At 56.8% G+C, this 23,990-nt stretch carries 21 protein-coding genes and 1 tRNA gene; 4 read left to right on the plus strand and 18 right to left on the minus strand.

The genetic code is table 11. From position 1 onward, the window contains the following. Positions 1 to 363 precede the first annotated feature (363 nt). The gene (locus tag VNZ60_RS19285; RefSeq protein ID WP_414648907.1) at positions 364 to 1,836 is read left to right on the plus strand and encodes an aminotransferase-like domain-containing protein; all 1,473 of its coding nucleotides are present in this window, start codon (positions 364 to 366) and stop codon (positions 1,834 to 1,836) included. Positions 1,837 to 1,848: 12 nt separating this feature from the next. Here the strand turns inward: VNZ60_RS19285 and VNZ60_RS19290 are convergent, their stop codons facing one another. The 11 genes from VNZ60_RS19290 to VNZ60_RS19340 form a co-directional block, all read right to left on the minus strand. Continuing rightward, entirely contained in the window at positions 1,849 to 2,145 is a 297-nt protein-coding gene (locus VNZ60_RS19290; RefSeq protein WP_325662002.1) for a helix-turn-helix domain-containing protein, read from the minus strand. A gap of 4 nt (positions 2,146 to 2,149) precedes the next feature. Beyond that, positions 2,150 to 4,453 carry an FdhF/YdeP family oxidoreductase gene (locus tag VNZ60_RS19295; RefSeq protein WP_325662004.1) on the minus strand — a complete coding sequence of 768 codons (2,304 nt, stop codon included), beginning with the start codon at positions 4,451 to 4,453 and terminating at the stop codon, positions 2,150 to 2,152. A 358-nt stretch (positions 4,454 to 4,811) separates the two neighbouring features. Further along, positions 4,812 to 5,234 carry a CzcE family metal-binding protein gene (locus VNZ60_RS19300; RefSeq protein WP_325662006.1) on the minus strand — a complete coding sequence of 141 codons (423 nt, stop codon included), beginning with the start codon at positions 5,232 to 5,234 and terminating at the stop codon, positions 4,812 to 4,814. 246 nt (positions 5,235 to 5,480) lie between these two features. Further along, entirely contained in the window at positions 5,481 to 6,572 is a 1,092-nt protein-coding gene (ychF, locus tag VNZ60_RS19305; RefSeq protein ID WP_325662008.1) for a redox-regulated ATPase YchF, read from the minus strand. 102 nt (positions 6,573 to 6,674) lie between these two features. Next, complete coding sequence (pth, locus tag VNZ60_RS19310; RefSeq protein WP_325662010.1) at positions 6,675 to 7,259, minus strand: aminoacyl-tRNA hydrolase; 585 nt, start codon at positions 7,257 to 7,259, stop codon at positions 6,675 to 6,677. A 188-nt stretch (positions 7,260 to 7,447) separates the two neighbouring features. Continuing rightward, positions 7,448 to 8,071 (minus strand): 50S ribosomal protein L25/general stress protein Ctc, encoded by a 624-nt coding sequence (locus tag VNZ60_RS19315; RefSeq protein WP_325662012.1) that lies wholly within the window; start codon positions 8,069 to 8,071, stop codon positions 7,448 to 7,450. Positions 8,072 to 8,184: 113 nt separating this feature from the next. Further along, positions 8,185 to 9,135, minus strand: coding sequence for a ribose-phosphate pyrophosphokinase (locus tag VNZ60_RS19320; protein ID WP_325662014.1), 951 nt, complete (start codon positions 9,133 to 9,135; stop codon positions 8,185 to 8,187). A 223-nt stretch (positions 9,136 to 9,358) separates the two neighbouring features. Beyond that, a tRNA-Gln gene (locus tag VNZ60_RS19325) sits at positions 9,359 to 9,435 on the minus strand. A gap of 101 nt (positions 9,436 to 9,536) precedes the next feature. Beyond that, positions 9,537 to 10,424: a 4-(cytidine 5'-diphospho)-2-C-methyl-D-erythritol kinase gene (gene ispE / locus VNZ60_RS19330; RefSeq protein WP_325662016.1), complete on the minus strand. Its 888-nt coding sequence runs from the start codon at positions 10,422 to 10,424 to the stop codon at positions 9,537 to 9,539. Between the two features lie 34 nt (positions 10,425 to 10,458). Beyond that, the gene (locus VNZ60_RS19335; protein ID WP_325662018.1) at positions 10,459 to 11,160 is read right to left on the minus strand and encodes an outer membrane lipoprotein LolB; all 702 of its coding nucleotides are present in this window, start codon (positions 11,158 to 11,160) and stop codon (positions 10,459 to 10,461) included. Continuing rightward, a complete protein-coding gene (locus VNZ60_RS19340; RefSeq protein ID WP_325662020.1) occupies positions 11,157 to 12,983 on the minus strand; it encodes a tetratricopeptide repeat protein in 1,827 nt (608 codons plus the stop codon). The genes VNZ60_RS19335 and VNZ60_RS19340 overlap by 4 nt, the downstream gene beginning before the upstream one ends. Positions 12,984 to 13,253: 270 nt before the next feature. Between VNZ60_RS19340 and mutM the strand changes: the two genes are divergently transcribed. From mutM to mutY, 3 genes are read left to right on the plus strand one after another with little or no spacing between them, the layout of a single operon-like run. Continuing rightward, entirely contained in the window at positions 13,254 to 14,075 is an 822-nt protein-coding gene (mutM, locus tag VNZ60_RS19345) for a bifunctional DNA-formamidopyrimidine glycosylase/DNA-(apurinic or apyrimidinic site) lyase (RefSeq protein ID WP_325662022.1), read from the plus strand. Between the two features lie 23 nt (positions 14,076 to 14,098). Beyond that, entirely contained in the window at positions 14,099 to 16,036 is a 1,938-nt protein-coding gene (locus VNZ60_RS19350; protein ID WP_325662024.1) for a dynamin family protein, read from the plus strand. Continuing rightward, a complete protein-coding gene (gene mutY, locus VNZ60_RS19355; RefSeq protein ID WP_325662026.1) occupies positions 16,037 to 17,155 on the plus strand; it encodes an A/G-specific adenine glycosylase in 1,119 nt (372 codons plus the stop codon). Between the two features lie 32 nt (positions 17,156 to 17,187). Here the strand turns inward: mutY and VNZ60_RS19360 are convergent, their stop codons facing one another. The 7 genes from VNZ60_RS19360 to ilvA form a co-directional block, all read right to left on the minus strand. Further along, on the minus strand, positions 17,188 to 17,814 hold the full coding sequence (locus VNZ60_RS19360; protein WP_325662028.1) for an LON peptidase substrate-binding domain-containing protein: 627 nt from the start codon (positions 17,812 to 17,814) through the stop codon (positions 17,188 to 17,190). A gap of 57 nt (positions 17,815 to 17,871) precedes the next feature. Continuing rightward, complete coding sequence (gene rapZ, locus VNZ60_RS19365; RefSeq protein ID WP_325662030.1) at positions 17,872 to 18,735, minus strand: RNase adapter RapZ; 864 nt, start codon at positions 18,733 to 18,735, stop codon at positions 17,872 to 17,874. Positions 18,736 to 18,819: 84 nt separating this feature from the next. Next, positions 18,820 to 19,767 (minus strand): HPr(Ser) kinase/phosphatase, encoded by a 948-nt coding sequence (gene hprK, locus VNZ60_RS19370; protein WP_325662032.1) that lies wholly within the window; start codon positions 19,765 to 19,767, stop codon positions 18,820 to 18,822. Positions 19,768 to 19,920: 153 nt separating this feature from the next. Further along, positions 19,921 to 20,397: a PTS sugar transporter subunit IIA gene (locus VNZ60_RS19375; RefSeq protein WP_325662034.1), complete on the minus strand. Its 477-nt coding sequence runs from the start codon at positions 20,395 to 20,397 to the stop codon at positions 19,921 to 19,923. Positions 20,398 to 20,717: 320 nt separating this feature from the next. Further along, positions 20,718 to 21,329 (minus strand): hypothetical protein, encoded by a 612-nt coding sequence (locus VNZ60_RS19380; RefSeq protein WP_325662036.1) that lies wholly within the window; start codon positions 21,327 to 21,329, stop codon positions 20,718 to 20,720. 133 nt (positions 21,330 to 21,462) lie between these two features. After that, complete coding sequence (gene queF, locus VNZ60_RS19385) at positions 21,463 to 22,302, minus strand: NADPH-dependent 7-cyano-7-deazaguanine reductase QueF (protein WP_325662037.1); 840 nt, start codon at positions 22,300 to 22,302, stop codon at positions 21,463 to 21,465. Between the two features lie 132 nt (positions 22,303 to 22,434). Beyond that, positions 22,435 to 23,961, minus strand: a complete 1,527-nt coding sequence (gene ilvA, locus VNZ60_RS19390; RefSeq protein WP_325662048.1) for a threonine ammonia-lyase, biosynthetic — start codon at positions 23,959 to 23,961, stop codon at positions 22,435 to 22,437. Positions 23,962 to 23,990: the final 29 nt, after the last annotated feature.

Raw genomic sequence — 23,990 nt, forward strand, 5'->3', positions numbered from 1 at the left:
CTTATAAATGAAACAGGCAGAGGCACCTATCTGACCCACGTGCTTAACTGCACTCAGTCTAATCGGCATCACTCTGCCCGACCGCTTCTACATCCCGATTATCCGATGCCGATGCGGTATGCTCAATATACGAGAGTCAAGTTGGCGATGAAGCACTGCAGAAATTGACTAACCCCGTTGACTCTGACCCCAGATGACTCTTGCCGTGGCGATGTCATGAATTACGAAGCTCTCAATAGTTACGTACTATAGATCGATGCCGTATTTTTGCGATGTTTGCGTGATAACTACGGCTGGCAAGCAAGGGATTTTGTGTGATTTTCACTATAATGAGCCCATCCTTGGCCTCTGTCACTGTCCGGTTTGAAAACAACGCGCCAGCCCCTTTACCAACGTTTTGCCGAGCAGATCAGGGCTTCGCTGCAGAATGGCGTGCTGCGTCCCGGCGATCGTTTGAGTTCGGTGCGGCAGGCCAGCCAGCAATACGGTTTGAGCATCACGACTGTGGTGCGCGCCTATGAATTGCTGGAAAGCAGCGGCTTGATTGAAAGCCATCCGCAATCGGGCTATTTTGTAAGGGCCAGGTTTGCCGCCACATCGGCATCAGCCTTGGCGCAAGATCCGCTCTTCGTTGCTTCGCCCGCTGAACCTGGCAGGTCAAAACCGTTGCCGGTGTCGGCCGAAGTTGACGTCAGCCGCCATGTATTGGCCACTCTTAAATCGATTCATCAGCAGGACGCCATTCCGCTCGGCTCGCCTTACCCCGATCCGGCCTTGTTCCCGGCCCGCCGCATCAGCCAATACAACGGCGCTATCCTGCGCAGCGGCGGCCCGCTGGGTGTGCTGGACGATTTGCCGCCCGGCCATCCGGACCTGATCCGGCAAATCGTCAGGCGCCATCTGGAAACCGGCCTGAGCGTCGATCCCGGCGACGTGGTGGTGACAGTGGGCGCCACCGAAGCCATCAACCTGTGCTTGCAAGCGGTGGCGAAGGCGGGCGATACGATAGCGGTCGAATCGCCTACCTTCTATGCGATGCTACATGCGATCGAACGGCTCGGCATGCGCGCCATCGAAATACCAACCGATCCGCGGCTGGGGATGGATCTCGCCGCGCTGAAAAAAATCATGCAGAGCCAGCCGGTTGCGGCTTGCATGGTGATGCCGAATTTCCAGAATCCGCTAGGCTTCGAAATGCCGGAAGCAAACAAGCGGCAACTGGTTGAGCTGGGTTCACGCTACAACATGCCGATCATTGAAAACGGTGTCTGCAACGAACTGTATTTCGGCACGGTACACCCGAGTGTCCTGAAGGCCTACGATCAACGCGGCATGGTGCTGTACTGCTCGTCGTTTTCCAAGAGCCTGACTTCGGCCTACCGCATCGGCTGGACCTTGCCGGGACGCTATCGGGAGCAGGTGGAAAAGCTGAAATTCCTCAACACCCTCAGCACCTCGACCTTGCCGCAACGGGCGATTGCCGCCTACCTGACCGCCGGCGGCTACGACCGCCATCTGCGCCGGGTACGGCGCAGCTTGCAACAGCGCTGCGACATCATGAGCGCTTGCGTCGGCCGCTTTTTTCCTGCCGGCACACGTATCACGCGGCCAGCCGGAGGATATGTGCTGTGGATAGAATTGCCGCCGGCGATCGATTCCATGGCCTTGTACCGGCAGGCGCTGGCAGAAGGCATCACGATTGCGCCGGGCCGTCTGTTTTCCACCTCAGACGCCTATCGCAGTTTCATTCGCATGAACTATAGCTATAGCTGGACGCCGCAGATCGAACAGGCCATCCGGCGCCTGGGCCAGATACTGACCGTCATGCTGGAATAGCCGCTGTAATCGTCACGCTATTTCTGCCGACCGGCCCTCATCCAGGGCATCGAAAATCGCCATTCCGAATGGCGTCAATGAAGCGCGGCCAGTGCCGTCTTCGTTGAGAACGACGCTGACAATCCCGGCATTTTCCAAAGCGCTGAGATGACGCCGCAAAGTACTCATGCGTTGTTCCACCCGCTTGCTGAGTTTTGCCAGCGACATGCCGGGTTGCGGGTTGTGGCTGCGCTCGCCGCTGGTCTCGGCATGCAGTGCCGATAAGATCGTCAACACCGCATCGTCAATCTGCTGCTCCCGATTCATCATCGTTTCACGCCGCTTCCTGCATCGAACGGCGCATCAGCACCGGGATTGATTTCGAGGTCGGCGTGCGGGCCTTGTCGGCAAAGCTGTTGAGCGGCACCAGCGGATTGGTTTCCGGGTAATAGCTGCTGATGCAGCCGCGTGGAATGTCGTATTCCACCAGCAGGAAACGGTCGGCGCGGCGTTCGACGCCGTCGTCCCAGACGCCGATCAGATCGACCCAGTCGCCTGGCGCAAAACCCAGCATCTGGATATCCAACAGGTTGGCAAACACGACCCGCCGTTGTCCGAACACGCCGCGATAACGATCGTCGAGTCCGTAGATGGTGGTGTTGTATTGATCGTGCGAACGGGTGGTCATCAAGGTCATCAGCTCGGGGCCGTATTTACGGCGCGCCTGGTGAATCGGCGTGTCCTTGGGAATCTGCAGTACTTTGAACTGCGCCTTGCCGCTGGCGGTTTTCCAGATGCGTTCACGCGAGGCCACGCCCAGGTGGAAGCCGCCGGGCTGCGCTATGCGTGCGTTGTAATCCTTGAAGGCGTCGTACACTTTTTCGATGTCGTCGCGGATCAACGCGTAGTCTTTGACGTAGTCCAGCCAGCGCGTGCGGCTCTGCGTCAGCGTGGCGTGCGCCAGGCGCGCGACAATGTCGATCTCGGATAAGCAGGTCTTGGCTACCGGTTTGTTGATGCCGTAGGAGATGTGCACCATGCTCATCGAATCCTCCACTGTCACGCCTTGCGGGCCGCTTTCCTGCAGGTCGATTTCGGTGCGGCCCATGGTCGGCAGGATCAGGGCGTGCTTGCCGTGGATCAGATGGCTGCGATTCAGTTTGGTGGTGATGTGGACGGTTAGCGCGCAAGACTGCAACGCTTGCCAGGTGCGCGGTGTGTCGGGCGTGGCCATCGCGAAGTTGCCGCCGAGTCCGATGAATACCTTGACCTGTCCCTGCAACATCGCTTCAATCGTGCCGACCACATCGAGACCGTGCTCACGCGGCGGCTTGAAGCCGAATACCTGTTCGATGCGATCAAGGAAAGCGGCAGTCGGCTTTTCATCGATGCCGACGGTGCGGTCGCCTTGCACGTTGGAATGGCCGCGTACCGGGCACAAGCCGGCGCCGGGGCGGCCGATATTGCCGCGCAATAGCATCAGGTTGGACACCATCTGGATCGTATCGACCCCATGCTTGTGCTGAGTCAGGCCCATGCCCCAGGTGGCGATGACGTTCTTGCCGCGCACGTACACTTGCGTCAGTTGTTCGATATCGTCGCGGCCGACGCCCGATTCGGTGACGATGTCATCCCAGTTTTCGGCGCGGATATTAGTCGCGAACTCTTCAAAATAGGCAGTATGTTCGGCGATGAACTGGACGTCGATCAGGCGTTCTGTCTGGTTTTGCAGCGCCAGATCGTCCAGCTCCAGCACTCGTTTGATGACGCCCTTGACCAGCGCCAGGTCGCCGCACAGGGTAGGGCGGATGAACATGTTGCTGATGCTGGTGCCGGTGCGCGACAGCATGTCGGATGGATGTTGCGGGCTGGAGAACCGCTCCAGGCCGCGTTCGCGCAAGGGATTGATGGAAACGATGGTGGCGCCGCGCTTGGCGCATTCGCGCAGTTCGCCCATCATGCGCGGGTGATTGGTGGCCGGATTCTGGCCAAAGATCAGCAAGGTATCGGCCAGGTCGAAATCGTCCAGCGTTACCGTGCCCTTGCCGACGCCTACGGTCTCGGGCAAGCCGACGCTGGTCGGCTCATGACACATGTTGGAGCAATCCGGAAAGTTGTTGGTACCGTATTCGCGTACGAACAATTGATACAGGAATGCGGCCTCGTTACTGGTGCGGCCGGAGGTGTAGAACGAGGCCTGGTTCGGATCCTCCAGCATGTTCAGGTGATCGGCCATCAGCTGGAATGCATCGTGCCAGGAAATAGGTCGGTATTTGTCGCTGGCGGCGTCATACACCATCGGTTCGGTCAGGCGGCCGTGTTCTTCCAGTTCGTAATCCGATTGCTGAAGCAGCGCGCTGACGCTGTTCTGCGCAAAAAAGGCTGCGGTAACCCGCTTCGAGGTGGCTTCCGCAGCCACCGCCTTGACGCCGTTTTCGCAGAATTCGAAGGTCGACGCATGATCGCGGTCCGGCCAGGCGCAACCGGGGCAATCGAAGCCGTCCGGCTGGTTTTGCGCCAGCAAGGTACGCACGCCGCCGCCCGGCACTTTTTCTTTCAGCAAGTGCAAAGCCACATATTTCAAGGCGCCCCAGCCGCCGGCGGGGTGCGTGTATTTCTCAATCTTCTGGTCGCTCAATTTATTTCCTTGTGGCGCTGGTGATGGCAGCAATGCATGCCACGCAATGCAGATTGCACAAAATACGCAAAATGCGCAGAGTAGGGTGGAGTGTAGTCAGGGCTCGGATAAGCTGGCATATACAGCGGGAGCGGTATATTTAGAGCACAGTTACAGTTTATATTTAACTGTGCTTGTTTTTGCAATTTAAGGAAGGAATTGGCGGAGGGAATTGGCGGGTCGGCGAGGGTAAGGCAATATGGGCCTCGAAGCTCGCTATAGAGGCAGTATTTTCGTCTCTATAGCGAGCTGTAGTATTGATAACGGCTGCTTGGAGCAGACCATGCCAGAGAATTATCGGAGCGCTGCTGCGGCTTGATTATTTGTGACCGCCGCCGCTATGGCCGCCGCCGCTGGTAAAGTCGCCGCCACCCCCATGACCGCCGCCATGACCTCCTCCGTGATGGTGGCCATCGCCACCGCCGGAATATAACGGATTGGCAGCGACATAGGCGATGACTTTGTGGTCAAGAATGCCTGGCGGCGCAGTCTGATTCAAGTCGAATTTTTCAAGATATTCGGCGCCGTCAAAATTCCATGCAAATGCCTTGTCGCCGACGACGAATTTAATGATTTCGCCACCGGTTACATTGACGTAGCTGGTATCTGGCGTGATAACGATGGTTCGCGTGGCGGCAGTTACCACTGCCGGATCGCCCAGCAGATCGATTCTAGGCGGTAATGAGCATGCAGCGCATAGCGTGGCTGTAGCAATGGCTGGGATAAGCAATTTGGCGTTCATGGCGCCTCCTGAAATAGAGGTGGCGAGAGGGCAACATGCGAGTGTCGGGCCACACCTTATTAGAGTGCATCGCACCTGGCTTTGTTCATCGATGCTTGATAGAGAAAAAGCCCGGTGCTCCCCCCCAATTTGCAGGGGAGAGCGCCGGGCTTCGCTGTTTTTGAGTTTGCTGGATGTCTGTTCGACATCCAGCAAAATTCAATGAGAACAGTGAGCGTGTCTAGGCGTCGATCTAATACTTAAACCTCAAACGTTAAACAGGAAATTCAGTACATCGCCGTCCTTGACAACATATTCCTTGCCTTCAGCACGCATCTTGCCGGCTTCCTTGGCGCCTTGTTCACCCTTGTGGCTGATGAAATCGTCGTAGGCGATGGTCTGGGCGCGGATGAAGCCGCGTTCGAAGTCGGTGTGGATCACGCCAGCGGCTTGTGGTCCGGTGTCGCCGACATGGATGGTCCATGCGCGTACTTCCTTGACGCCGGCGGTGAAGTAGGTTTGCAGGCCGAGCAGCTTGAAGGCGGCGCGGATCAGGCGGTCCAGGCCGGGTTCTTCCATGCCCATGTCGGCCAGGAATTCGTGTTTGTCGGCTTCGTCCAGATCGGCGATTTCCGATTCGATCGCAGCACAAATTGCCACGATAGGCGCATTTTGCGAAGCTGCGTAAGCGGTCAGCTGATCTAGCAACGGATTGTTGGTGAAACCGTGGTCTGAGACGTTGGCGACATACATGGCTGGCTTGGCAGTGATCAGGCAAAGCGGCTTGATCAGGGCCATTTCTTCGGCGTCGAGACCGCAGGCGCGGACCGGTTTGGCTTGATCCAGTTCCGGCATCAGGCGTTCCAGCAGCGCTACCAGCTTGGCGGCGTCCTTGTCGCCGGAGCGGGCTTTTTTGTTTTCGCGATGGATGGCTTTTTCAACCGTGCCCATGTCGGCCAGCGCCAGCTCGGTCTGGATCACCTCGATGTCATCCAGCGGATTGATCTTGCCGGCAACGTGGATCACGTTGTCGTCTTCAAAGCAGCGCACCACATTGACGATAGCGTCGGTTTCGCGGATATGGGCGAGGAACTGGTTTCCCAGGCCTTCGCCCTTGGAAGCGCCAGCCACCAGGCCTGCGATATCGACAAATTCCACGGTCGCCGGCAGGATGCGCTCTGGCTTGACGATTGCGGCCAGCGCTTTCAGGCGCGGATCGGGTACCTCTACCACGCCGACATTCGGCTCGATGGTGCAGAAAGGATAGTTTTCCGCCGGAATGCCTGCTTTAGTCAGGGCATTGAAGAGGGTCGATTTGCCGACGTTGGGGAGGCCGACGATGCCGCATTGGAGACTCATGATATGGACTTTAAATAGAGTGAATTGTTTGAATTAACCCGCCATTTTACCGGAAGCTACTGCTTAAATCGTAAGCAATCGCTTTGGTGGCGGGTTACGGCGTTATTTGGCGGTATGCAACTGCATGGTCGCCGCTTCGAATTTGCCCTCGCACAGCATCGGGATGATTGTCAGGCTGTCGGCAATGGCTTCGTCGAGCAAGTGCTGCTCTTCCTTGCGCGGCCGGTGCAGGACAAAATCGGCGACCACTTGTTGCAGGTTCATTGCTCGTGGATGGCCGATGCCCAGTCTCAGCCGCCAGTAATCCTGGGTGCCGAGTGCGGCGGTAATGTCTTTTAAGCCATTATGGCCGCCGGAGGAGCCGCCTTTTTTCAGTTTTGCGCTGCCGGGCGGCAGATCCAGTTCATCGTGCACCACCAGGATTTCTTCCGCCGCGATCTTGTAGAAGCGGGCGATGGCGCCGACCGACTGGCCGGAACGGTTCATGAACGTCTGCGGTTCCAGCAGCCAGACTTCCTGGCCGGCGATGCTGGCCTTGGCGGCGAAGGCGTTGAAACGGGCCTCTCTGGCCAGCTTGCGGCCGAGCTCGTTGGCAAGATTATCGACCAGCCAGAAACCGGCGTTATGGCGTGTTTGCTCGTATTCCGGGCCGGGATTGCCGAGGCCGACGATGAGGCGGATAGACATGGGTTGCTTTTACTCTTTCTGACTTTGTCGATTTTGACTGTGCAGATTATCGCGGATATTACGCATTACCGTCCAATTTAGCCTGCCGCCGGCATCAGGATTTATCCGAAACCGGGCGCAACAATAAAAAACCCGCCACGAAGGCGGGTTTCTCGACCAGAAAAATGCTCTGGCAAATACGACGACTATTACTTCTTGTCAGCAGCGTCAGCAGCTGGTGCTTCTGCAGCGGCAGCAGGAGCTTCGGCTTCGACTTTGCCAGCTGGGATCGATGCAGTAGCGATAGTCAGGTTTTCTTGCGACACGGCTGCAACGCCCTTAGGCAGTTTCAGGTCGGCCAAGTGGATCGAATGACCGACTTCGATGTTGGTCAGGTCGACTTCGATGAACTCTGGCAGATCGGCTGGCAAACAAGTAACTTCCAGGTCAGCGAAAACGTGGCTGATGATGGCGCCGGACAGTTTCACTGCAGGAGCGATTTCTGCATTGATGAAGTGCAGAGGCACTTTAACGTGAATTGCTTGTTTTGCATCAACGCGCTGGAAGTCAGCGTGCAGGACCAGTTGTTTGTATGCGTGGACTTGGAAGTCGCGCAGCAAAACTTTCTGTACCGCGCCGTCGATTTCGAGGTCGAGGATCGAGGAGTGGAAAGTTTCTTTTTTCAGCGCGTGGTACAGCGCATTGTGGTCCAGCGAGATATTGACCGGCGCTTCGGAACCACCATAAACGATACCTGGGGTTTGGCCAGCATTGCGCAGGCGGCGGCTCGCTCCGGTCCCCTGCTCTTTGCGTACAAATGCGATTACTTTCATTTTGAAGCTCCATTGTGTGCCGGATCATTAATTATCCGGCGGTAAAAACCCTCCGCGACCAGAGGATTTAAGGTCATCTTCGCAGCTGTTGCCAGATGCAAGGACGATAAAACTTATTCTGCAAACAGCGACATAACCGAGTCGCCCTTGGTAATGCGCTTGAATGTTTCAGCCAGCAAGCCGGCGCATGACAACTGGCGGATCTTGCCGCAAGCCTTGGCTTCCGCTGACAGCGGAATGGTGTCGACCACCACCAGCTCATCCAGCGGCGAATTGACGATGCGCTCGAGGGCCGGGCCGGACAGCACCGGATGTGTACAGTAAGCCACTACTTTCTTGGCGCCGCGCTCTTTCAATACTTCGGCGGCCTTGGTCAGGGTGCCGGCGGTATCGACCATGTCATCCATGATCACGCAGTTACGGCCTTCGACTTCACCGATGATGTTCATGACTTCGGACACATTTGCCTTCGGCCGGCGTTTATCGATGATCGCCAGGTCGCAGTTCAAGCGTTTTGCCAGTGCACGAGCGCGAACCACGCCGCCAACGTCCGGCGATACGACCAGCAGGTCTTCGTAGTTCTTGCTGACCAGGTCGCCCAGCAAAATCGGTGATGCATAAATATTGTCGACTGGAATATCGAAGAAACCTTGGATCTGGTCCGCGTGCAAATCCATGATCAGGACGCGTTCGACACCGGCTTCCTGCAACATGTTGGCGACTACCTTGGCTGAAATGGCAACCCGCGCCGAACGTGGGCGGCGGTCTTGCCGTGCGTAGCCGTAATAAGGAATCGCAGCGGTAATCCGGCCAGCCGAAGCACGCTTCAGGGCATCGACCATCAACATGATTTCCATCAGGTTGTCATTGGTCGGCGCACAAGTCGATTGCAGCACAAAGACATCTTTGCCACGCACGTTCTCGTTGATCTCGACCATGACTTCGCCGTCGGAGAATTTGGTGACGTTGGCTTTGCCTAGCGGGATACCGAGTTGCTTGACAACTCCAATAGCTAGTTCCGGGTTTGCGTTGCCGGTAAAAACCATCAGGTTTTCGTTTGCCATGGAGATCCCTGGATACAGTCGTTAAAAAAATGGAAAGCAAATTGAAAAGCAAATTGAAAAGCCGACAATGCCCGACTAGTCTAGTCTTGCGTTGGCGGCTTAGGTATTCGCTGTGTGTTGTTGTATTTCTGAAGCGGCTTAATCTGGCTGCCGCTGTAAGGCCTGCAGTAACACTAAATGACTAACACTATTTTCCTGCGGGACACTTGCAGTCCGTATTTAATGGCAGGGGAAGAAGGATTCGAACCTTCGAATGCTGGAATCAAAATCCAGTGCCTTAACCAGCTTGGCGATTCCCCTACGCAACTTGTTGTCTATCATAAATCCGCGCGGTGTTCTTTATAAGTTTCTTATAAACCAACCGCGCTTGAATCTGATGCTAAACCGAATTCTGTATTTCTTTACCGATCCAATAACCCTGCGAGCGGATGTTCCTGCATCGCCTTGGCTTTCCATGCCTTCCAGTGATTCGGTAGCTGTTTCAGCACCTCATCTGCCTGTTCTTCTTGCGTAAAGCCGCAAAAAACACAGGCGCCGGATCCGGTCATTCTGGCTTCTCCATAATTGCTAAGCCATTTGATGGCGTCGGCAACTTCTGGAAACTGCTTGGCAGCCACGGGTTCCAAATCGTTTTTTCCGAAAAGTTTTTTAGTACCTATCGAAAAGTCCGTCATTTTGACGGGTTTCGTATTCCTTGTCAATTCCGAAGATGAAAAAATTAATGCAGTCGGAATTGTTACGCCGGGCTGAATTATAACGAACCATTGGGAGGGGGTGTCAAGCTTTTGTAAGGTTTCTCCGATTCCTTCTGCAAATGCATTCCGGCCGAATAGAAAAAACGGTACGTCGGCGCCCAGTTGCAGGCCCAAAACCATCAATTCTTCACGCGACAAGCCGCCTTGCCAAAGATGGTTCAGCGCCATCAGCGTGGTGGCGGCGTCGGAAGAGCCGCCGCCCAGTCCGCCGCCCATGGGCAATTTTTTTTCGATGCTGATGTTTGCGCCGAATCCGGCCGCGGTAATTCCCGCTGCGCCGGCTTTTTCACGAATCGCGTTTTGCAGCAATCGGGCGGCGCGTACGATCAGATCGCTTTCTTCCGGCACGCCCGGGATGTCTGTTGTGCGCCGGATCAGATCGTCCGCCCGCACTTCGAAATGCAACAGATCGCTGAAATCCACCAGTTGGAATACGGTTTGCAGCAGATGATAACCATCCGGGCGGCGGCCGGTGACGTGTAAAAACAGATTCAGTTTGGCCGGGGCGGGGCAATTGTTTAGCGTCAGTGTCATTACAAGATTGGGTTACAAGATTCGATCACAAGGTTTAGTGCGGCTGGCGGCTGTCGATGACGATGCGGATCGCAACGTCACCGGCTTGCGTGGCATTGCGCGCCAGGTCTATCCGTTTCGGATAGCTTTCGGCGCCGTTGGTCTGGTCTTGCCAGTTGCTGTATTGGATTAGCCAGTGGTCGGCGGTGGTGACGCTGAAATTACCACTGTCACTGTCGGCCGCAGCCGGGGTTGCAGTAAACCGCTGGCCCGCCACATTTTGACCGAAGCCCTGCAGCCAGTCACGCAAACCGGCAATCGGCAGCGGCCAGCCCAGCGCTTGTACAGTCAGCGCATCGACATCGCTAGCGCTGCGCAAGGGCTGATCGGCTTGCTTCAGGGTCGCCTGGTCAGCCCCGATATTAATGGTGGCCAGGGTTTGCCCCAGCGGCGAGAGCAGGGTGATCACGGTTTCCTGCCGGTCTTGCGACCAGGTAAAACTGCCGTGCATTGCCTGGTCCTTGCCGTTTTGCTGATAGCGTATTGACAGGCGGCCGCGGACATCGATGGCTTGGTGATATTGCCGCGCCGCGCCACCGGCGGTGGATGCAGCAGCAGTAGCTGCTGCCGATGTGGATGGCGGCGCCAGAGTGCTGCAACCGCTGAGAGCAATTGCGCCCAGGGCAAGCAGCGCCAGGCTGCAACGCTGGATTGCCGGCCATATCTGTTGTGCGGTCTTGCTTGGCGCCAGCATCATAACTTGGCGCCCAAGCGTGCCAAGGTGTTTTTCAGCGCATCGTTTTGCGGGTCTTTCTGACGGACTTCACGCCACAATTTCTGGGCATCGTTTTTTTGTCCCTTGACCCACAGCACTTCGCCCAGGTGCACGCCGATTTCAGGATCGGGCAGCATGCTGTAGGCATTGCGCAAGCGCGTTTCGGCTTCGTTCAGATTACCCATGCGGTACTGCACCCAGCCCATGCTGTCGACAATGAAGGGATCTTGCGGCGCCAGTGTCAGCGCTTTCTCAATCAGCACCAGCGCTTCCGGCAAACGGATATTGCGCTCCGCCAGCGAGTAGCCGAGGGCGTTATACGCCTGCTGATTCTCCGGCGCCAGCGCGATCAGTTTGCGCAGTGCGACTTCCATGGCGGTCAGGTTATTCAGCTTTTCCGCCGCCATGGCGTAGTCGTACAGCAGGTCTGGATTGTCGGGCTGCGCCTTGAGTGCTGTTTCCAGGACTTTGAATGCTTCTTGCGGGTGGTTGGCTTCACGCAGCAATTGCGCTTCGACCTGGGTTACCTGGGTTTTTTCGTGTTCGCCATTGGTGTCGATCTCGGCCAGCACCCTGCGCGCGCCATCCAGGTCGCCGCGTTTGGACAACAGCTGGGCCCGGCGCAATTGCGCATCCAGATAAGCGTCGCCCGGTTCGACTTGGGCCAGCCATTTCAATGCGGTATCGATATCGTTACGATCGGCTGCGATTTGCGCCAGGATCAGCAAGGCCTGGGTGCTGTCGCGCGCCTCGTCCGGATGCCTGGCCAATTGGTCGACGTAGCTGATCAGGTAGCGTTCGGCAGCCTTGAGATCGCCGATTTGCGCGTTCAACAGGCCCAGGGCCAGCAGAGTAGTAACGTCCTGCTTGTCGCTCTTGAGCAGGATTTCAAATTGGCTGCGGGCCTTTTCATATTGCTTCTGATCGATCAGCGTGCGGGCGTAAGCCACCCGTACTTCACGCGAGCCAGGATATTTCTTGAGGAAATCGGTCAGGATGCGCTCGACTTCAGTATTGTCGGCAGCAACCTGGGCGCTGGTCAGGATCGCCAGTTCGGAATCGGGCTTGATATTCAGCGCGATTTTTGCTTCTTCTTGAGCGCGCGTGCTGTTGCCAATGCTAAAGGCTTCCTGCGCCAGCGCCAGATGCGCTTCCGACATCGCGGTGTAGGGAGCGACCAGCTGTTCCAGCAAGGCAAACGCACCGGGCTTGTCCTGCGCCCGCGCCAGCAAACGCTGGATCTGCAACATCATGACGCCGCGCGCTTGCGGCGGCGCATCCAGCAGACGTTTTTCAAGAATCGGCCTGGCTTCTGCCAGATTGTTGCTGAGCATGATGAAGCCGAGATAATACTGGGTTGCCTCTTCCGAATCGGGAGCCAGTTCGCGCCACAGGCGGATGGCCACCAACGCTTCGTTGGCCTGCTTGGCGCTGAGCGCCATTTCAGCTGCGCGGCGGGCCAGGCGCGGGTCACGTGTCTGCTGGGCAGCTCCCAACAGCGTTACATAAGCGGATTGCCAGCTGCCGCGCTGGAAAGCGATTTCGGAGCTGAGTACCTTGTACAGGATTTCCTTGGTCAACGCTACCGACGGCAGATGCTCTTCCGGCGGCTTGACCGGCATCACCCTGGTCGCCAGCTTGCGGCTTGTGATTTGCTCGGGACTGGCGGTTGAAGCAGCCGCAGGAGTAGCGGCGGCGGGAGTGCTAGCGGCGGCAGCGGAACTTGTGGCATCGTTGCCCGGCGTTACACCGGCGCAAGCCGATAGCAAGGTGGAGAGCGTTACAATGGCAAGGGTTTTTTTCAAGGGATATATCCTGGCTTGGCATGCATTTGTAGGGATCTGATGTAAAAATTCAAAAAGAGGCGCCGGGTAAATAAATAAAACAGGAATTTAAAACAGATCCTTAGTCATTTCCTGAAAGCCGGCTTGCGTTTTGAGGCAGGTTTTCAGAGGTAGTCTTGATTTTACGCCCAACCCGGGGGCAATGCGCAGCCGCCATCTCCGGATTTGTTTCAAAAAGTATATAAATGGATGCGCTGACTATGCCATTTCAAACAGGACCGTTTTTGAGCCATGCCAGAATTACCTGAAGTAGAAGTGACCCGCCGCGGCATCGCGCCGCATATCGACGGCCGCGTCGTGACTGCCGTCACTTTTCGCCACCGCGGCTTGCGCTGGCCGTTCCCGCTCGATTTGCCGGAACTTCTGATCGGCCATAAGGTGCGCAGCAGCGGCCGGCGCGGTAAATATCTGTTGCTGCGTTTCGACCACGGCACGGTGATTATCCATCTGGGAATGTCCGGGCATCTGCGGATACTGGAGCTGGGGGCAGAACCGCAAAAGCATGATCATTTCGATCTGGTGGTCGGCCGCCAGTTGCTGCGGCTGACCGATCCGCGTCGTTTCGGCGCCGTGCTCTGGCATGCCGCCAGCGACGGCCCGGTGGAACAGCATGTGCTGTTGGCAGGGTTGGGACTGGAGCCGCTGGAAGAGTTATTCTCCGCGCAGATTCTTTATCAAAAAACGCGCAACCGCAGCGCACCCATCAAGCAAGTGCTGCTGGCTGGCGACATCGTGGTCGGGGTCGGTAATATCTACGCTTCCGAAAGCCTGTTCCGCGCCGGCATCAATCCGAAAACGCCAGCGCATCGCATCAGCCTGGCGCGTTATGAACGGCTGGTTGATGCCATTCGGATAATCTTGGCAGCCGCAATTGACAAGGGCGGCAGCAGTTTGCGCGATTTTATTGGCGCAGATGGTCAATCTGGCTACTTCCAACAGACTTATTTCGTCTATGATCGTGCTGGGTTGCCGTGTAGAAATTGCGGCACCCTGATTACGCAGATTAAACAGGGGCAGCGTTCGACGTTTTATTGCAAGAAATGTCAGAAATAAATATTAGACAGGCGAGAGAGATAGTGAGCAATTTAGTCCAAAAATTCCAGGAATACAGTGAATGGCGTACCGGTGTTGCCGGCGCGTTGCGGCGTTACCAGACATGGGCGAGCGCTTCGAAATTGTCGGATGTCGCCAGCGAACAGCGTATCAGCCGGGCTCTGGCGCGCCTGACCGACGATAAATTGTCGATCGCATTTGTGGCGGAATTTTCGCGCGGCAAATCGGAACTGATCAACGCCATCTTTTTCGCCGACTACGGCCAGCGCATTTTGCCGTCGGCTGCCGGCCGCACTACCATGTGTCCGACCGAACTGCTGTATGACGCCTCTTTCCCGTCATGCATCCGGCTGTTGCCGATTGAAACCCGGGCCGAATCGCAATCCACCAGCGACTACAAGGGCGAGCACCACGTCTGGACCGTATTGCCGCTGGATATTTCATCCACCGACGGCATGCTGGAAGCATTCAAGCAAGTCAGCCTGACCAAATGGGTGCCGGTAGAAGAAGCCAAGCGCTACGGCCTGTACGATGAAGACGATCCGGACGCCGCTATCGCCATCGATGCGCAGGGGCGCGTTGAAATTTCCCAGTGGCGCCACGCCATCGTCAATTTTCCGCATCCCTTGCTGAAAGAGGGGCTGGTGATTATCGACACACCGGGCTTGAACGCAATCGGCACCGAACCGGAGCTGACGCTCAACCTGATTCCTAACGCCCATGCAGTATTGTTCATTCTGGCGGCAGACACCGGCGTCACCAAAAGCGATATCGACGTCTGGCGTCATCATATCGGCAGCGGCGCCGGCCGCATGGTGGTGCTCAATAAGATCGACAGCATGTGGGACGAGTTGCGCTCGCCGTTCGAGGTCGAGCAGCAGATCAGCAAGCAGGTAGCTAGCGTGGCGCACACGCTGGGTTTGGCGGAGACGCAGGTGTATCCGGTCTCAGCCCAGAAGGGCCTGGTCGGCAAGATCAACGGCGAGCCGGAGCTGCTGAAAAAAAGCCGCTTGCCGGCGCTGGAAAACGCCTTGTCGCACGAGCTGATCCCGGCCAAGCGCGACATCATCCGGGCGCAACTGATCGGCGATATCCATGATCTGACAGTCACCAAGCAAGCGTTGATGTCGGCGCACATCCGTAGTGTGGTCGAACAGTTGCTGGAGTTGAAGAGCTTGCGTGGCAAGAATACTTCCATCATCAGCCACATGATGAAGCGCATCGATATCGAGAAAAAGGAATTCGACGAAAGCTTGCTGAAACTGCAGGGCACGCGCATGGTGTTTGCGCGTTTGTCGGCCGGCGTGTTCACCACGCTGGGCATGGGTTTGCTGAAAGAAGAAATCCGCAAAACGCGAGAGGTCATGGAAGGCAGCATGTTCACCGCCGGCTTCCGGCATGCGGTCAAGGATTTTTTTGACTCGGCTCAGGAAAACCTGATGCTGTCCGGCCACAAGACCGATGAAATTTCGGAAATGATGACCATCATGTACCGCAAATTCTCAACCGAGCACGGTCTGGCCTTGTCGACGCCAATGCCGTTTTCGCTGGATAAATACCGGAATGAGATCAAGATGATCGAAACCGCCTATCATCGCCAGTTCGGCACGGTGACTTTGGTGAAAACCAGCCAGGTAGTGCTGATGCAGAAATTCTTCGATTCGATTGCATCGCGCGTCAAGCAAAGTTTTCTGCAAGCCAACCGCGACGTCGATGCCTGGCTCAAGGTGGTGATGGCGCCGCTGGAAGAACAGATCCGCGCTCACAAATCCCAACTCAAGCAACGCACCGATTCGATCGAGCGCGTGCATGTGGCGATTGACAGCCTGGAAGAAAAAATCCAGTCGGTGGAGATGCTGCAAAACGAGCTGACTGCGCAGCGTAATACCTTGATGGCGTTGGAAAACGATTTGAAGAATGCACTGGGATCCGATCAGGCCCTGATGAAAGTTGCGGTATAGATGAAACGTGTAGTAATCGACAGTATTACCAGGTCAGAAGATGAAGCGGCATTTGCCGATCCATCTTTTTCCGCGGCAGTGATTCTCTGGCAGAAGCAGCATGGCCGCCATGCATTGCCGTGGCAGCAAACACGCGACGCCTATCGTGTCTGGTTGTCAGAAATCATGCTGCAGCAAACCCAGGTAGCGGCCGTGATTCCCTACTATCAGCGCTTCCTGTCACGCTTTCCCGATGTGCAGGCGCTGGCCGCTGCGCCCAGCGAAGAGGTGATGGCGCACTGGAGCGGCTTGGGTTACTACACGCGAGCGCGTAATCTGCATCGCTGTGCACAACGGGTAGTGGCTGAGCATGGCGGAATATTCCCGAGTGATCCCTTGCTGTTGCAAGACTTACCCGGCATCGGCCGTTCTACAGCCGCCGCCATCGCGGCATTTTCTTACGGCGTGCAGGCCGCCATTTTGGATGGCAACGTCAAACGTGTGTTTGCGCGGGTGTTTGGCATTGACGGTTATCCCGGCGCCAAGCCTGTCGAAGACGCTATGTGGCGCCGTGCCGTGGCCCTGTTGCCGGAGCAGGGCGTGGAGTCGTATACCCAGGGTTTGATGGACTTGGGGGCGACGCTTTGCACGCGCAGTAAGCCGTCTTGCCAGACTTGCCCGCTGGCGCAGCGTTGCGTCGCATTGGCCACCGACCGGGTCGGGCAACTGCCGGTGCGCAAACCGAAAAAAGCGATTCCTGAGAAACATACCGGCATGCTGGTGATCGTCGACCGGCAGCAGGTTTTGCTGGAGCAGCGTCCCGATAGCGGTATCTGGGGCGGCTTGCTGTCGCTACCGGAAATTGCGCCAGCAGTCGATTTCGAGGCGGCGCTAAATCGCGCCGTTGCAACCTTCGGCAGCATCGCTTCATGCGAGCCGCTGCAGCCGTTCACTCACGTGTTTACCCACTTCAAACTGCAGATATCGCCGTTCCAGATTGCGCTTGAACGACGGCTTGACGGCGTCGCTCAGGCCAACTACGTTTGGTATCCGGCCGCCAAGCTGGCAGACGCGCCGCTGCCGGCGCCGGTCAAGAAACTATTGCTGGAGGTTTTCCGCGAAGCCGATCTGTTTGCCTGATGCGGCGCGCGCTTTAACTTTAAAGATGATTTTTAAATGATATGGTGTTGTAGCAGATATTGATGGACGATAGCCAGGCGTTCGCGGCCGTCCGTCAGCTCCAGTAATTTCTGCCGCGCCTTCAAAGGAATCGGCAGGATTTCGCACCAGCGGTTGGCGACCCAGCTGGCGCTGTCGAACTGCAGCGGCAGCGAAAACGGGCTGGCGTATTCTGCGCCGTGGCTGGCCCGGCCTTTATTCTGGATATCGTCAATCACCAGCTTCAAGGTGCTGGCGCATAACAAATGAACCTGATCCGGAGCGCCCGGCAGGTCATCGGCGATCAGGCTGATTTGCGCTTCCAGCCGCTGATCGGCCAATACCCGCTGCTGCAAAATCCGGAAACGCTGGCTCCCCTCAACGCGCAACATCAGTACGCCCAGGTCTTGCATATCCCATTCGACGATGTGGGTCAGGCAGCCAATCTCTTCCGGCTCAGCTGCGGCTCCTACTTCGGCGCCGCTTTTGATCAGCACCACGCCGAACGGCTGCTGGTTTTTCATGCACTCGCGCAGCATGTCGAGATAACGCGTTTCAAATACCTTGAGCGGCAGCACGCCACCAGGAAACAAGACGGTATTGAGCGGAAACAGCGGAATCCAGGAAGTATTTTCAGGCATGGCAAAAGAAGATATGAACGGCGGCGGAGGGGGAGCCAGGGTTTGTTGGTTTAACGTTTAACCCAGTTCGCGATGGCGTCGCACCACGCGTTCGGTAACCTGAAAATATTGCGCCAGCTGTTCCACCATGTAGACCGAGCGATGCTGGCCTCCAGTACAGCCGATCGCTACAGTCAGGTAACTACGGTTGTCGTCCTTGAAAGCCGGCAGCCATTTCTCGACAAAGTTGCGGATGTCGCCTAGCAGGTCGGTTACTTTCGGCAAGCCCTCCAGAAAGGCGACGACAGGCTGATCGCGGCCGGTCAGCGGCCGCAGCTTCGCATCGTAATGAGGATTCGGCAACATGCGTACGTCAAACACCAGATCCGCGTCGAGTGGCACGCCACGCTTGAAGGCGAACGATTCGAACAGCAGCGTCAGCGGCGCCGGTTCGGTATCGACCAACTCCTTGATCCAGCCGCGCAGGCGATTGGCGCTGACATCGGAAGTATCTATCGTATGGCCGATGCCCTCGATCTCGACCAGCATCTCGCGTTCGTTCAAAATGCACTCGGTCAAAGTCAGGCGGTCTGCCGGATTCTGACCCGGCAGCAGGCGGTGCGATAGCGGATGGCTACGGCGGGTTTCAGAAAAGCGGGCGATCAGGGATTCGGTCTGGGCGGTCAGGAAGAACACCTTGACGTCGTGTCCCTCTGCTCGCAGTTGCTGGATATCGGACGGCAGGCCGGCCAGCGAGTCGGCGCTGCGCGCGTCGGTGGCTACCGCCAGCATTTGCGCGCCCTCATGCTGGCGCGCTGCGACCAGATCCCGCAACAAGGTCGGCGGCAGATTGTCGACGCAAAAATAACCTGCATCTTCGAGCACGCGAAGAGCAACTGATTTGCCGGAACCGGAGATGCCGGTGATAAGAATTATGCGCATCGGGCAATGATACCGTAACTACGGCGATCAAGAGTGTGGGGCGGAGGGCAGGCAAGTTTTTTTGCCCGCAAATATTACGGACGTTTAGAGATCGCTATCGCTATCCATCGCAATGCGCTGGCGGGCGATGAAATCCTTGAGCGTATCGATGCCGCGCAATTGCAGGATGGTATTGCGCACCGCGGCTTCCAGCAGTACCGCGATGTTGCGGCCGGCAGCCACCGGGATGATGACTTTGCGGATTGGCAGGCCTAGCACTTCCTGGGTGTGGGCGTCGAGCGGCAGGCGCTCGTAATTCTCTTCCAGCGTGGCGCGCCGGACCAGGTGCACGATCAGCTTGAGGCGCATTTTGCGGCGTACAGCGGTTTCACCGAAGATGGTCTTGATGTCGAGCAGGCCCAGCCCGCGTACTTCCAGCAGGTTTTGCAGCAGGTGTGGGCAGCGTCCCTCGATCATGTTCGGCGCGATCCGCGAAAATTCGACCGCATCGTCGGCCACCAGGCCGTGGCTGCGCGAGATCAGTTCCAGCCCCAGTTCGCTTTTGCCTAGGCCCGATTCGCCGGTAATCAGCACGCCGACGCCTAGCACATCCATGAACACGCCATGCATGGTGATCCGCTGCGCCAGCTTTTTCGACAGATATACCCGCAGATAATCGATTACCTGCGCGGCTGGCAACGGTGTCGAAAACAGCGGGATATTTTTTTCATCACAGATTTCAAGAATGTCCGGCGGCGTGGCCAGGCCTTGCGCGATGATGAAAGCCGGCGGTGCGCCAGCCACCAGTTCGGCGGTCTGATAGACCCGCGAAGTGGCTGAGAGGCGTTGGTAGTATTCGGTTTCCTGGTGGCCGAAAACCTGGATCCGGCCCGGATGGATCAGGTTCAGATGGCCTACCTGGTCGGCCGCCGAAGCCGCATCGCCGGAAATCAGCCGCTCGCCGCCGGGGAAACCGGCAAACCAGCCCAGTTGCAGCGATTCGCGGTTTTCGTCATACAGTTGCTGAATCGATAGGGGCGTGGAAACGGGCATGGTTGGCGATGGCGAAGTGAATAAGGTTGTGAATAAGATCGTGACCCAGATTGTGACTCAGATTGTCAGCAAGCTCGGCCGCAGGCGATGCGGGCGATTCAGACACGATGGGCGCTGTCCTAAGTTAAATCTACGCTAAAGTCTTACGCCAAATTATGTCGCATTTTCCGTGCCCATGGGCTGCCAGGAGACGATGTGGGTGTGCACCGAGGCCGGATCGGGATCGCTGGCCAGAATGGTGCGGAAGGCGTCGCTGGAAAACATTTCGGCGATTTCTGACAAGATCTCCAGATGTTGCTGAGTGACGTTGTCCGGAATCAGCAAGAACACCAGCAAGCTGACCGGCTGGCCGTCCGGTGATTCGAATGGAATCGGTTCGGCCAGGCGCACAAAGGCTGCCAACGGCGCCTTTAATCCCTTGACACGGCCATGCGGTACGGCGACGCCGTGGCCAAGGCCGGTAGAACCTAAGCGTTCACGCGCAAACAGGTTGTCGGAGACGGTAGAGCGGGCGATCCCGCAATTATTTTCGAAGAGTAAGCCGGCTTGTTCGAAGGCGCGTTTTTTACTGGAGACTTCCAGATCCAGCGCCACATTTTGTGCAGGCAGGATTTTTGCAAGATTAGTCATAATACAAATTGGTTGGCGGCACAATACGGGTGGTTGTGTCTAAGTCAGTGAATAAATCACCAAATAAGTCACCATTTGAGTCACCACTAGCAGCTACCGCGGCATTTCGGAAACATGCCAATCTCAGGGCTAGCGCTGCTGGTCGCTATCGTGCGGCCGCAGCTGTTTTAGCTGTTGTTACTACAGCGTCTCCCCCGATTTCGACCCAAGTCAACACAACTCAGGCTACGGTTTTAATGGCACCCAACCCGGATTATAGACTTGTTTCAGATCAACAACACCAACTTGCAGTCATGGTTATGGCTGAATCGGGGACGGTTTTACTTTACCTCAAAGCGCGCAAATACCAGCCAGACGTCGCCATTGCCTTTATTCTGCGACAGGCGCGGCACGTAAGACCCCATTAGTTTGGCGCCCTTGACGCCCAGCGACATCACTGGCAACGCAATCGGGAATGGGAAACCGCCGAAATAATCCTGGCGGCTCATCAACATGGCGGTATAGCCGGCGCCGACTTCGACTGGCGTCTTGGGAACGTTCCAGATCCACTCATAGGCATAACCAGCCATGATCTGCGGCTTGTAATGGGAGTCGCGGATTGCCAGCAGATACAGGGATTCGTCATTGCCGCTGGCGTTGCGGATAGTACGGCCGCCACCCAGGCCCCAAGCCTTTTCATTCAATTCTTCGATACGCTCTTTGGTATACGTGTGACGGCCGTGATAGGCGTAGCCAGACAGATACACTTCCATGTCGCCGTTTTCGACGATGTTGTCGAGCCGGTTTTTGGTCTGTGAGAGAGTGTTACTGAACCAGCCGGTGGTGTCCGGGGTTTCCTGAGCCTGGGCCGGTGAGCAGACGGCGGCGAATACGGTGATGCAGGAGAGCAATGCGGTACGCTTAAGAGCGATACGACGAAAAAAAATTGTCATAAGAAAAAGAATCCTTTGCGGCGAGGTCGTACGGTAGACGCTGATCCTTTGAGCGTCAATGTTCACGACCAAATTATTGTTATTTGGTTAATTAAGTGCTGTCTTTATACTACGGTTTGTTGCGAATCGTTAATTATTGCCTTGCCTGGCGCCAATTCAACGGCGGCTGCGAAGTGGAGAAATTACTGCGCCACGGATTGATATCGAGACCACCGCGCCGGGTGTAGCGCGCGTATACAGACAGCTTTTGCGGCGCACAGTTGCGCATCAGATCCATAAAAATGCGTTCGACGCATTGTTCATGGAATTCGTTATGGTCGCGGAAGCTGATCAGATACTTGAGCAAGCTCTCCTGGTCGATGGCGGCGCCGACATAGTGGATTTGCACGCTACCCCAGTCCGGCTGGCCGGTTACCAGGCAATTCGATTTCAGCAAATGGGAGACCAGGGTTTCTTCCACGACAACCTGGTTAGCATCGTTTTTCAAGAGCGTTGGATTCGGCCGGTATTCGCTGACTTCGATATCCAGCCGGTCCAGCAGCAAGCCTTGCGGTTCTTGCAGCTTAAGCTCGGCGAAGGCGTCAGCGGTTGTCAGTGTGACATGCACCGGCGCGCCGAAACCGGCGGATAAATCAGTGCGCAACAGTTGCAGCAAAGCGTCGGTATCTGCCAGCCTGGTCTGGTTGAAGGAATTCAGATACAACTTGAACGATTTCGATTCGACGATGTTGGGTGAATCTGCCGGCACCGTGAAAGTGGCGATGGCGACCTGCGGCTTGCCACGCAGATTGAGCCATGAGACCTCATACGCATTCCAGATATCGACACCGAAAAATGGCAGTGTGCCGCTGATGCCGATTTCTTCGCGCTTGCCCTGGCGGGCAATCGGAAACAGTAGCGATGGCTGGTATTGGCTCTGGTAGGCGGCGGGTTTGCCTAGCGGCGAGGCGTCAGGCGTATTTGAGATGGACATGGCTTTTGCTTGTGCTTAAAAGCAGTATTTTGCCAGATGGAGCGCAATGCCCGCTATAAATAGCGCATTTGCGGGGAAAGTGAGGAGCTTGCTTGCGGCGGCGGGCGCCGGCCGCAAGCGTGACCAGGCGTGTTAGCCCAGGAACAATTTATAAACCGGATTGCTGCTCTCATCCCAATAGCGATAACCCAGGCTGGACAGGAAAGTGCGGAAGATTTTCATTTCCTTTTTCGGCACTTGCAGCCCGACCAGGATACGGCCGACGTCGCCACCCTGGCTGCGATAGTGGAACAGGCTGATATTCCAGTCGGGCGCCATCGAATTCAAAAAGCGCATCAGCGCGCCCGGACGTTCCGGGAATTCAAAGCGATACAGCAATTCGTTTTGCGCCAGCGGGCTTTTGCCGCCGACCAGGTGCCGTACATGGACCTTGGCTAGCTCATCATGGGTCAGGTCGAGTGTGTCGAAGCCGTGCTTCTCGAAATTCCGGGCGATCTGAGTAGCTTCTTCAGCGCTCGAAGTTTGTACGCCGACAAACACGTGGGCGATTTTCTCATCGCTGATGCGGTAGTTGAACTCGGTGACGTTGCGCGGTCCGACCTGTTCGCAGAAACGGCGGAAACTGCCGTGCTGTTCCGGGATGGTGACGGCAAACACGGCTTCGCGCAATTGGCCGACATCGGCCATTTCGGCGACGAAACGCAGTCGGTCGAAATTCATGTTGGCGCCGGAAGCAATGGTGATCAGGGTCTGGTCCTTGATCGGCTTGCGCGTGCCTTTGGCGCGTTCGACATAGGCTTTGGCGCCGGCCACCGCCAGCGCTCCGGACGGCTCCAGGATGCTGCGCGTATCCTGGAATACATCTTTGATCGCGGTGCAGACCGCATCGGTATCGACCAGGATCACTTCATCCACGTACAGGCGCGCCAGGCGGAAGGTTTCTTCGCCCACCAGCTTGACCGCGGTGCCGTCGGCGAACAGGCCGACATCCGCCAGCGTAACGCGGCGGCCAGCCTTCAGGCTGCGCGCCATGGCGTCGGAATCGGTGGTTTGCACGCCGATGATCTTGATCTCCGGCCGCACCGCCTTGACATAGGCGGCAATCCCGGCAATCAGGCCGCCGCCGCCGATCGGTACGAAAATCGCGTGGATGGGCCCGGCGTGCTGGCGCAGGATTTCCATGCCGATGGTGCCCTGGCCGGCGATGACATAGGGATCGTCGAAAGGATGGACGAAGGTCAGCTTGTGCTTTTTTTCCAGCGTCAGCGCGTGGTTATAGGCATCTGTATAGGAGTCGCCGAACAACACCACTTCGCCGCCGCGCGCCTTGACGCCGTCGATCTTGATCTGCGGCGTGGTCTTCGGCATCACGATGACGGCGCGGCAACCCAGCTTGGCCGCCGATTGCGCCAGGCCCTGGGCATGGTTGCCGGCCGATGCGCAGATGATGCCGCGCTTGCGCTGCGCCGGCGTCAGGCTGGCGGCCTTGTTGTAGGCGCCGCGCAATTTGAAGCTGAACACGCTTTGCATATCCTCGCGCTTGAAATAAATCTGGTTTTCAATTCGCTGCGAGAGCGTTGTCGCCAGTTCAAGCGGGGTTTCGACCGCGACATCGTAGACGCGGGCGGTGAGGATTTTCTGCAAATAGTCAGTGGTCATGTCGTAGGTCTTGTAGCGTTGCAAGGGCG

Source organism: Collimonas sp. (assembly GCF_035566375.1).
Taxonomy (GTDB): Bacteria; Pseudomonadota; Gammaproteobacteria; order Burkholderiales; family Burkholderiaceae_D; genus Collimonas.

What these genes read in the sequence shown, in the direction of transcription:
- pth (WP_325662010.1), bottom strand. Translation starts at nt 7,259, where the DNA reads ATGTCTATCCGCCTCATCGTCGGCCTCGGCAATCCCGGCCCGGAATAC.
- VNZ60_RS19360 (WP_325662028.1), bottom strand. Translation starts at nt 17,814, where the DNA reads ATGCCTGAAAATACTTCCTGGATTCCGCTGTTTCCGCTCAATACCGTC.
- ychF (WP_325662008.1), bottom strand. Translation starts at nt 6,572, where the DNA reads ATGAGTCTCCAATGCGGCATCGTCGGCCTCCCCAACGTCGGCAAATCG.
- ispE (WP_325662016.1), bottom strand. Translation starts at nt 10,424, where the DNA reads ATGACACTGACGCTAAACAATTGCCCCGCCCCGGCCAAACTGAATCTG.
- queF (WP_325662037.1), bottom strand. Translation starts at nt 22,302, where the DNA reads ATGTCCATCTCAAATACGCCTGACGCCTCGCCGCTAGGCAAACCCGCC.
- VNZ60_RS19380 (WP_325662036.1), bottom strand. Translation starts at nt 21,329, where the DNA reads ATGACAATTTTTTTTCGTCGTATCGCTCTTAAGCGTACCGCATTGCTC.
- VNZ60_RS19300 (WP_325662006.1), bottom strand. Translation starts at nt 5,234, where the DNA reads ATGAACGCCAAATTGCTTATCCCAGCCATTGCTACAGCCACGCTATGC.
- VNZ60_RS19375 (WP_325662034.1), bottom strand. Translation starts at nt 20,397, where the DNA reads ATGACTAATCTTGCAAAAATCCTGCCTGCACAAAATGTGGCGCTGGAT.
- VNZ60_RS19335 (WP_325662018.1), bottom strand. Translation starts at nt 11,160, where the DNA reads ATGATGCTGGCGCCAAGCAAGACCGCACAACAGATATGGCCGGCAATC.
- VNZ60_RS19290 (WP_325662002.1), bottom strand. Translation starts at nt 2,145, where the DNA reads ATGATGAATCGGGAGCAGCAGATTGACGATGCGGTGTTGACGATCTTA.
- rapZ (WP_325662030.1), bottom strand. Translation starts at nt 18,735, where the DNA reads ATGCGCATAATTCTTATCACCGGCATCTCCGGTTCCGGCAAATCAGTT.
- mutM (WP_325662022.1), top strand. Translation starts at nt 13,254, where the DNA reads ATGCCAGAATTACCTGAAGTAGAAGTGACCCGCCGCGGCATCGCGCCG.
- ilvA (WP_325662048.1), bottom strand. Translation starts at nt 23,961, where the DNA reads ATGACCACTGACTATTTGCAGAAAATCCTCACCGCCCGCGTCTACGAT.
- VNZ60_RS19320 (WP_325662014.1), bottom strand. Translation starts at nt 9,135, where the DNA reads ATGGCAAACGAAAACCTGATGGTTTTTACCGGCAACGCAAACCCGGAA.
- hprK (WP_325662032.1), bottom strand. Translation starts at nt 19,767, where the DNA reads ATGCCCGTTTCCACGCCCCTATCGATTCAGCAACTGTATGACGAAAAC.
- mutY (WP_325662026.1), top strand. Translation starts at nt 16,037, where the DNA reads ATGAAACGTGTAGTAATCGACAGTATTACCAGGTCAGAAGATGAAGCG.
- VNZ60_RS19315 (WP_325662012.1), bottom strand. Translation starts at nt 8,071, where the DNA reads ATGAAAGTAATCGCATTTGTACGCAAAGAGCAGGGGACCGGAGCGAGC.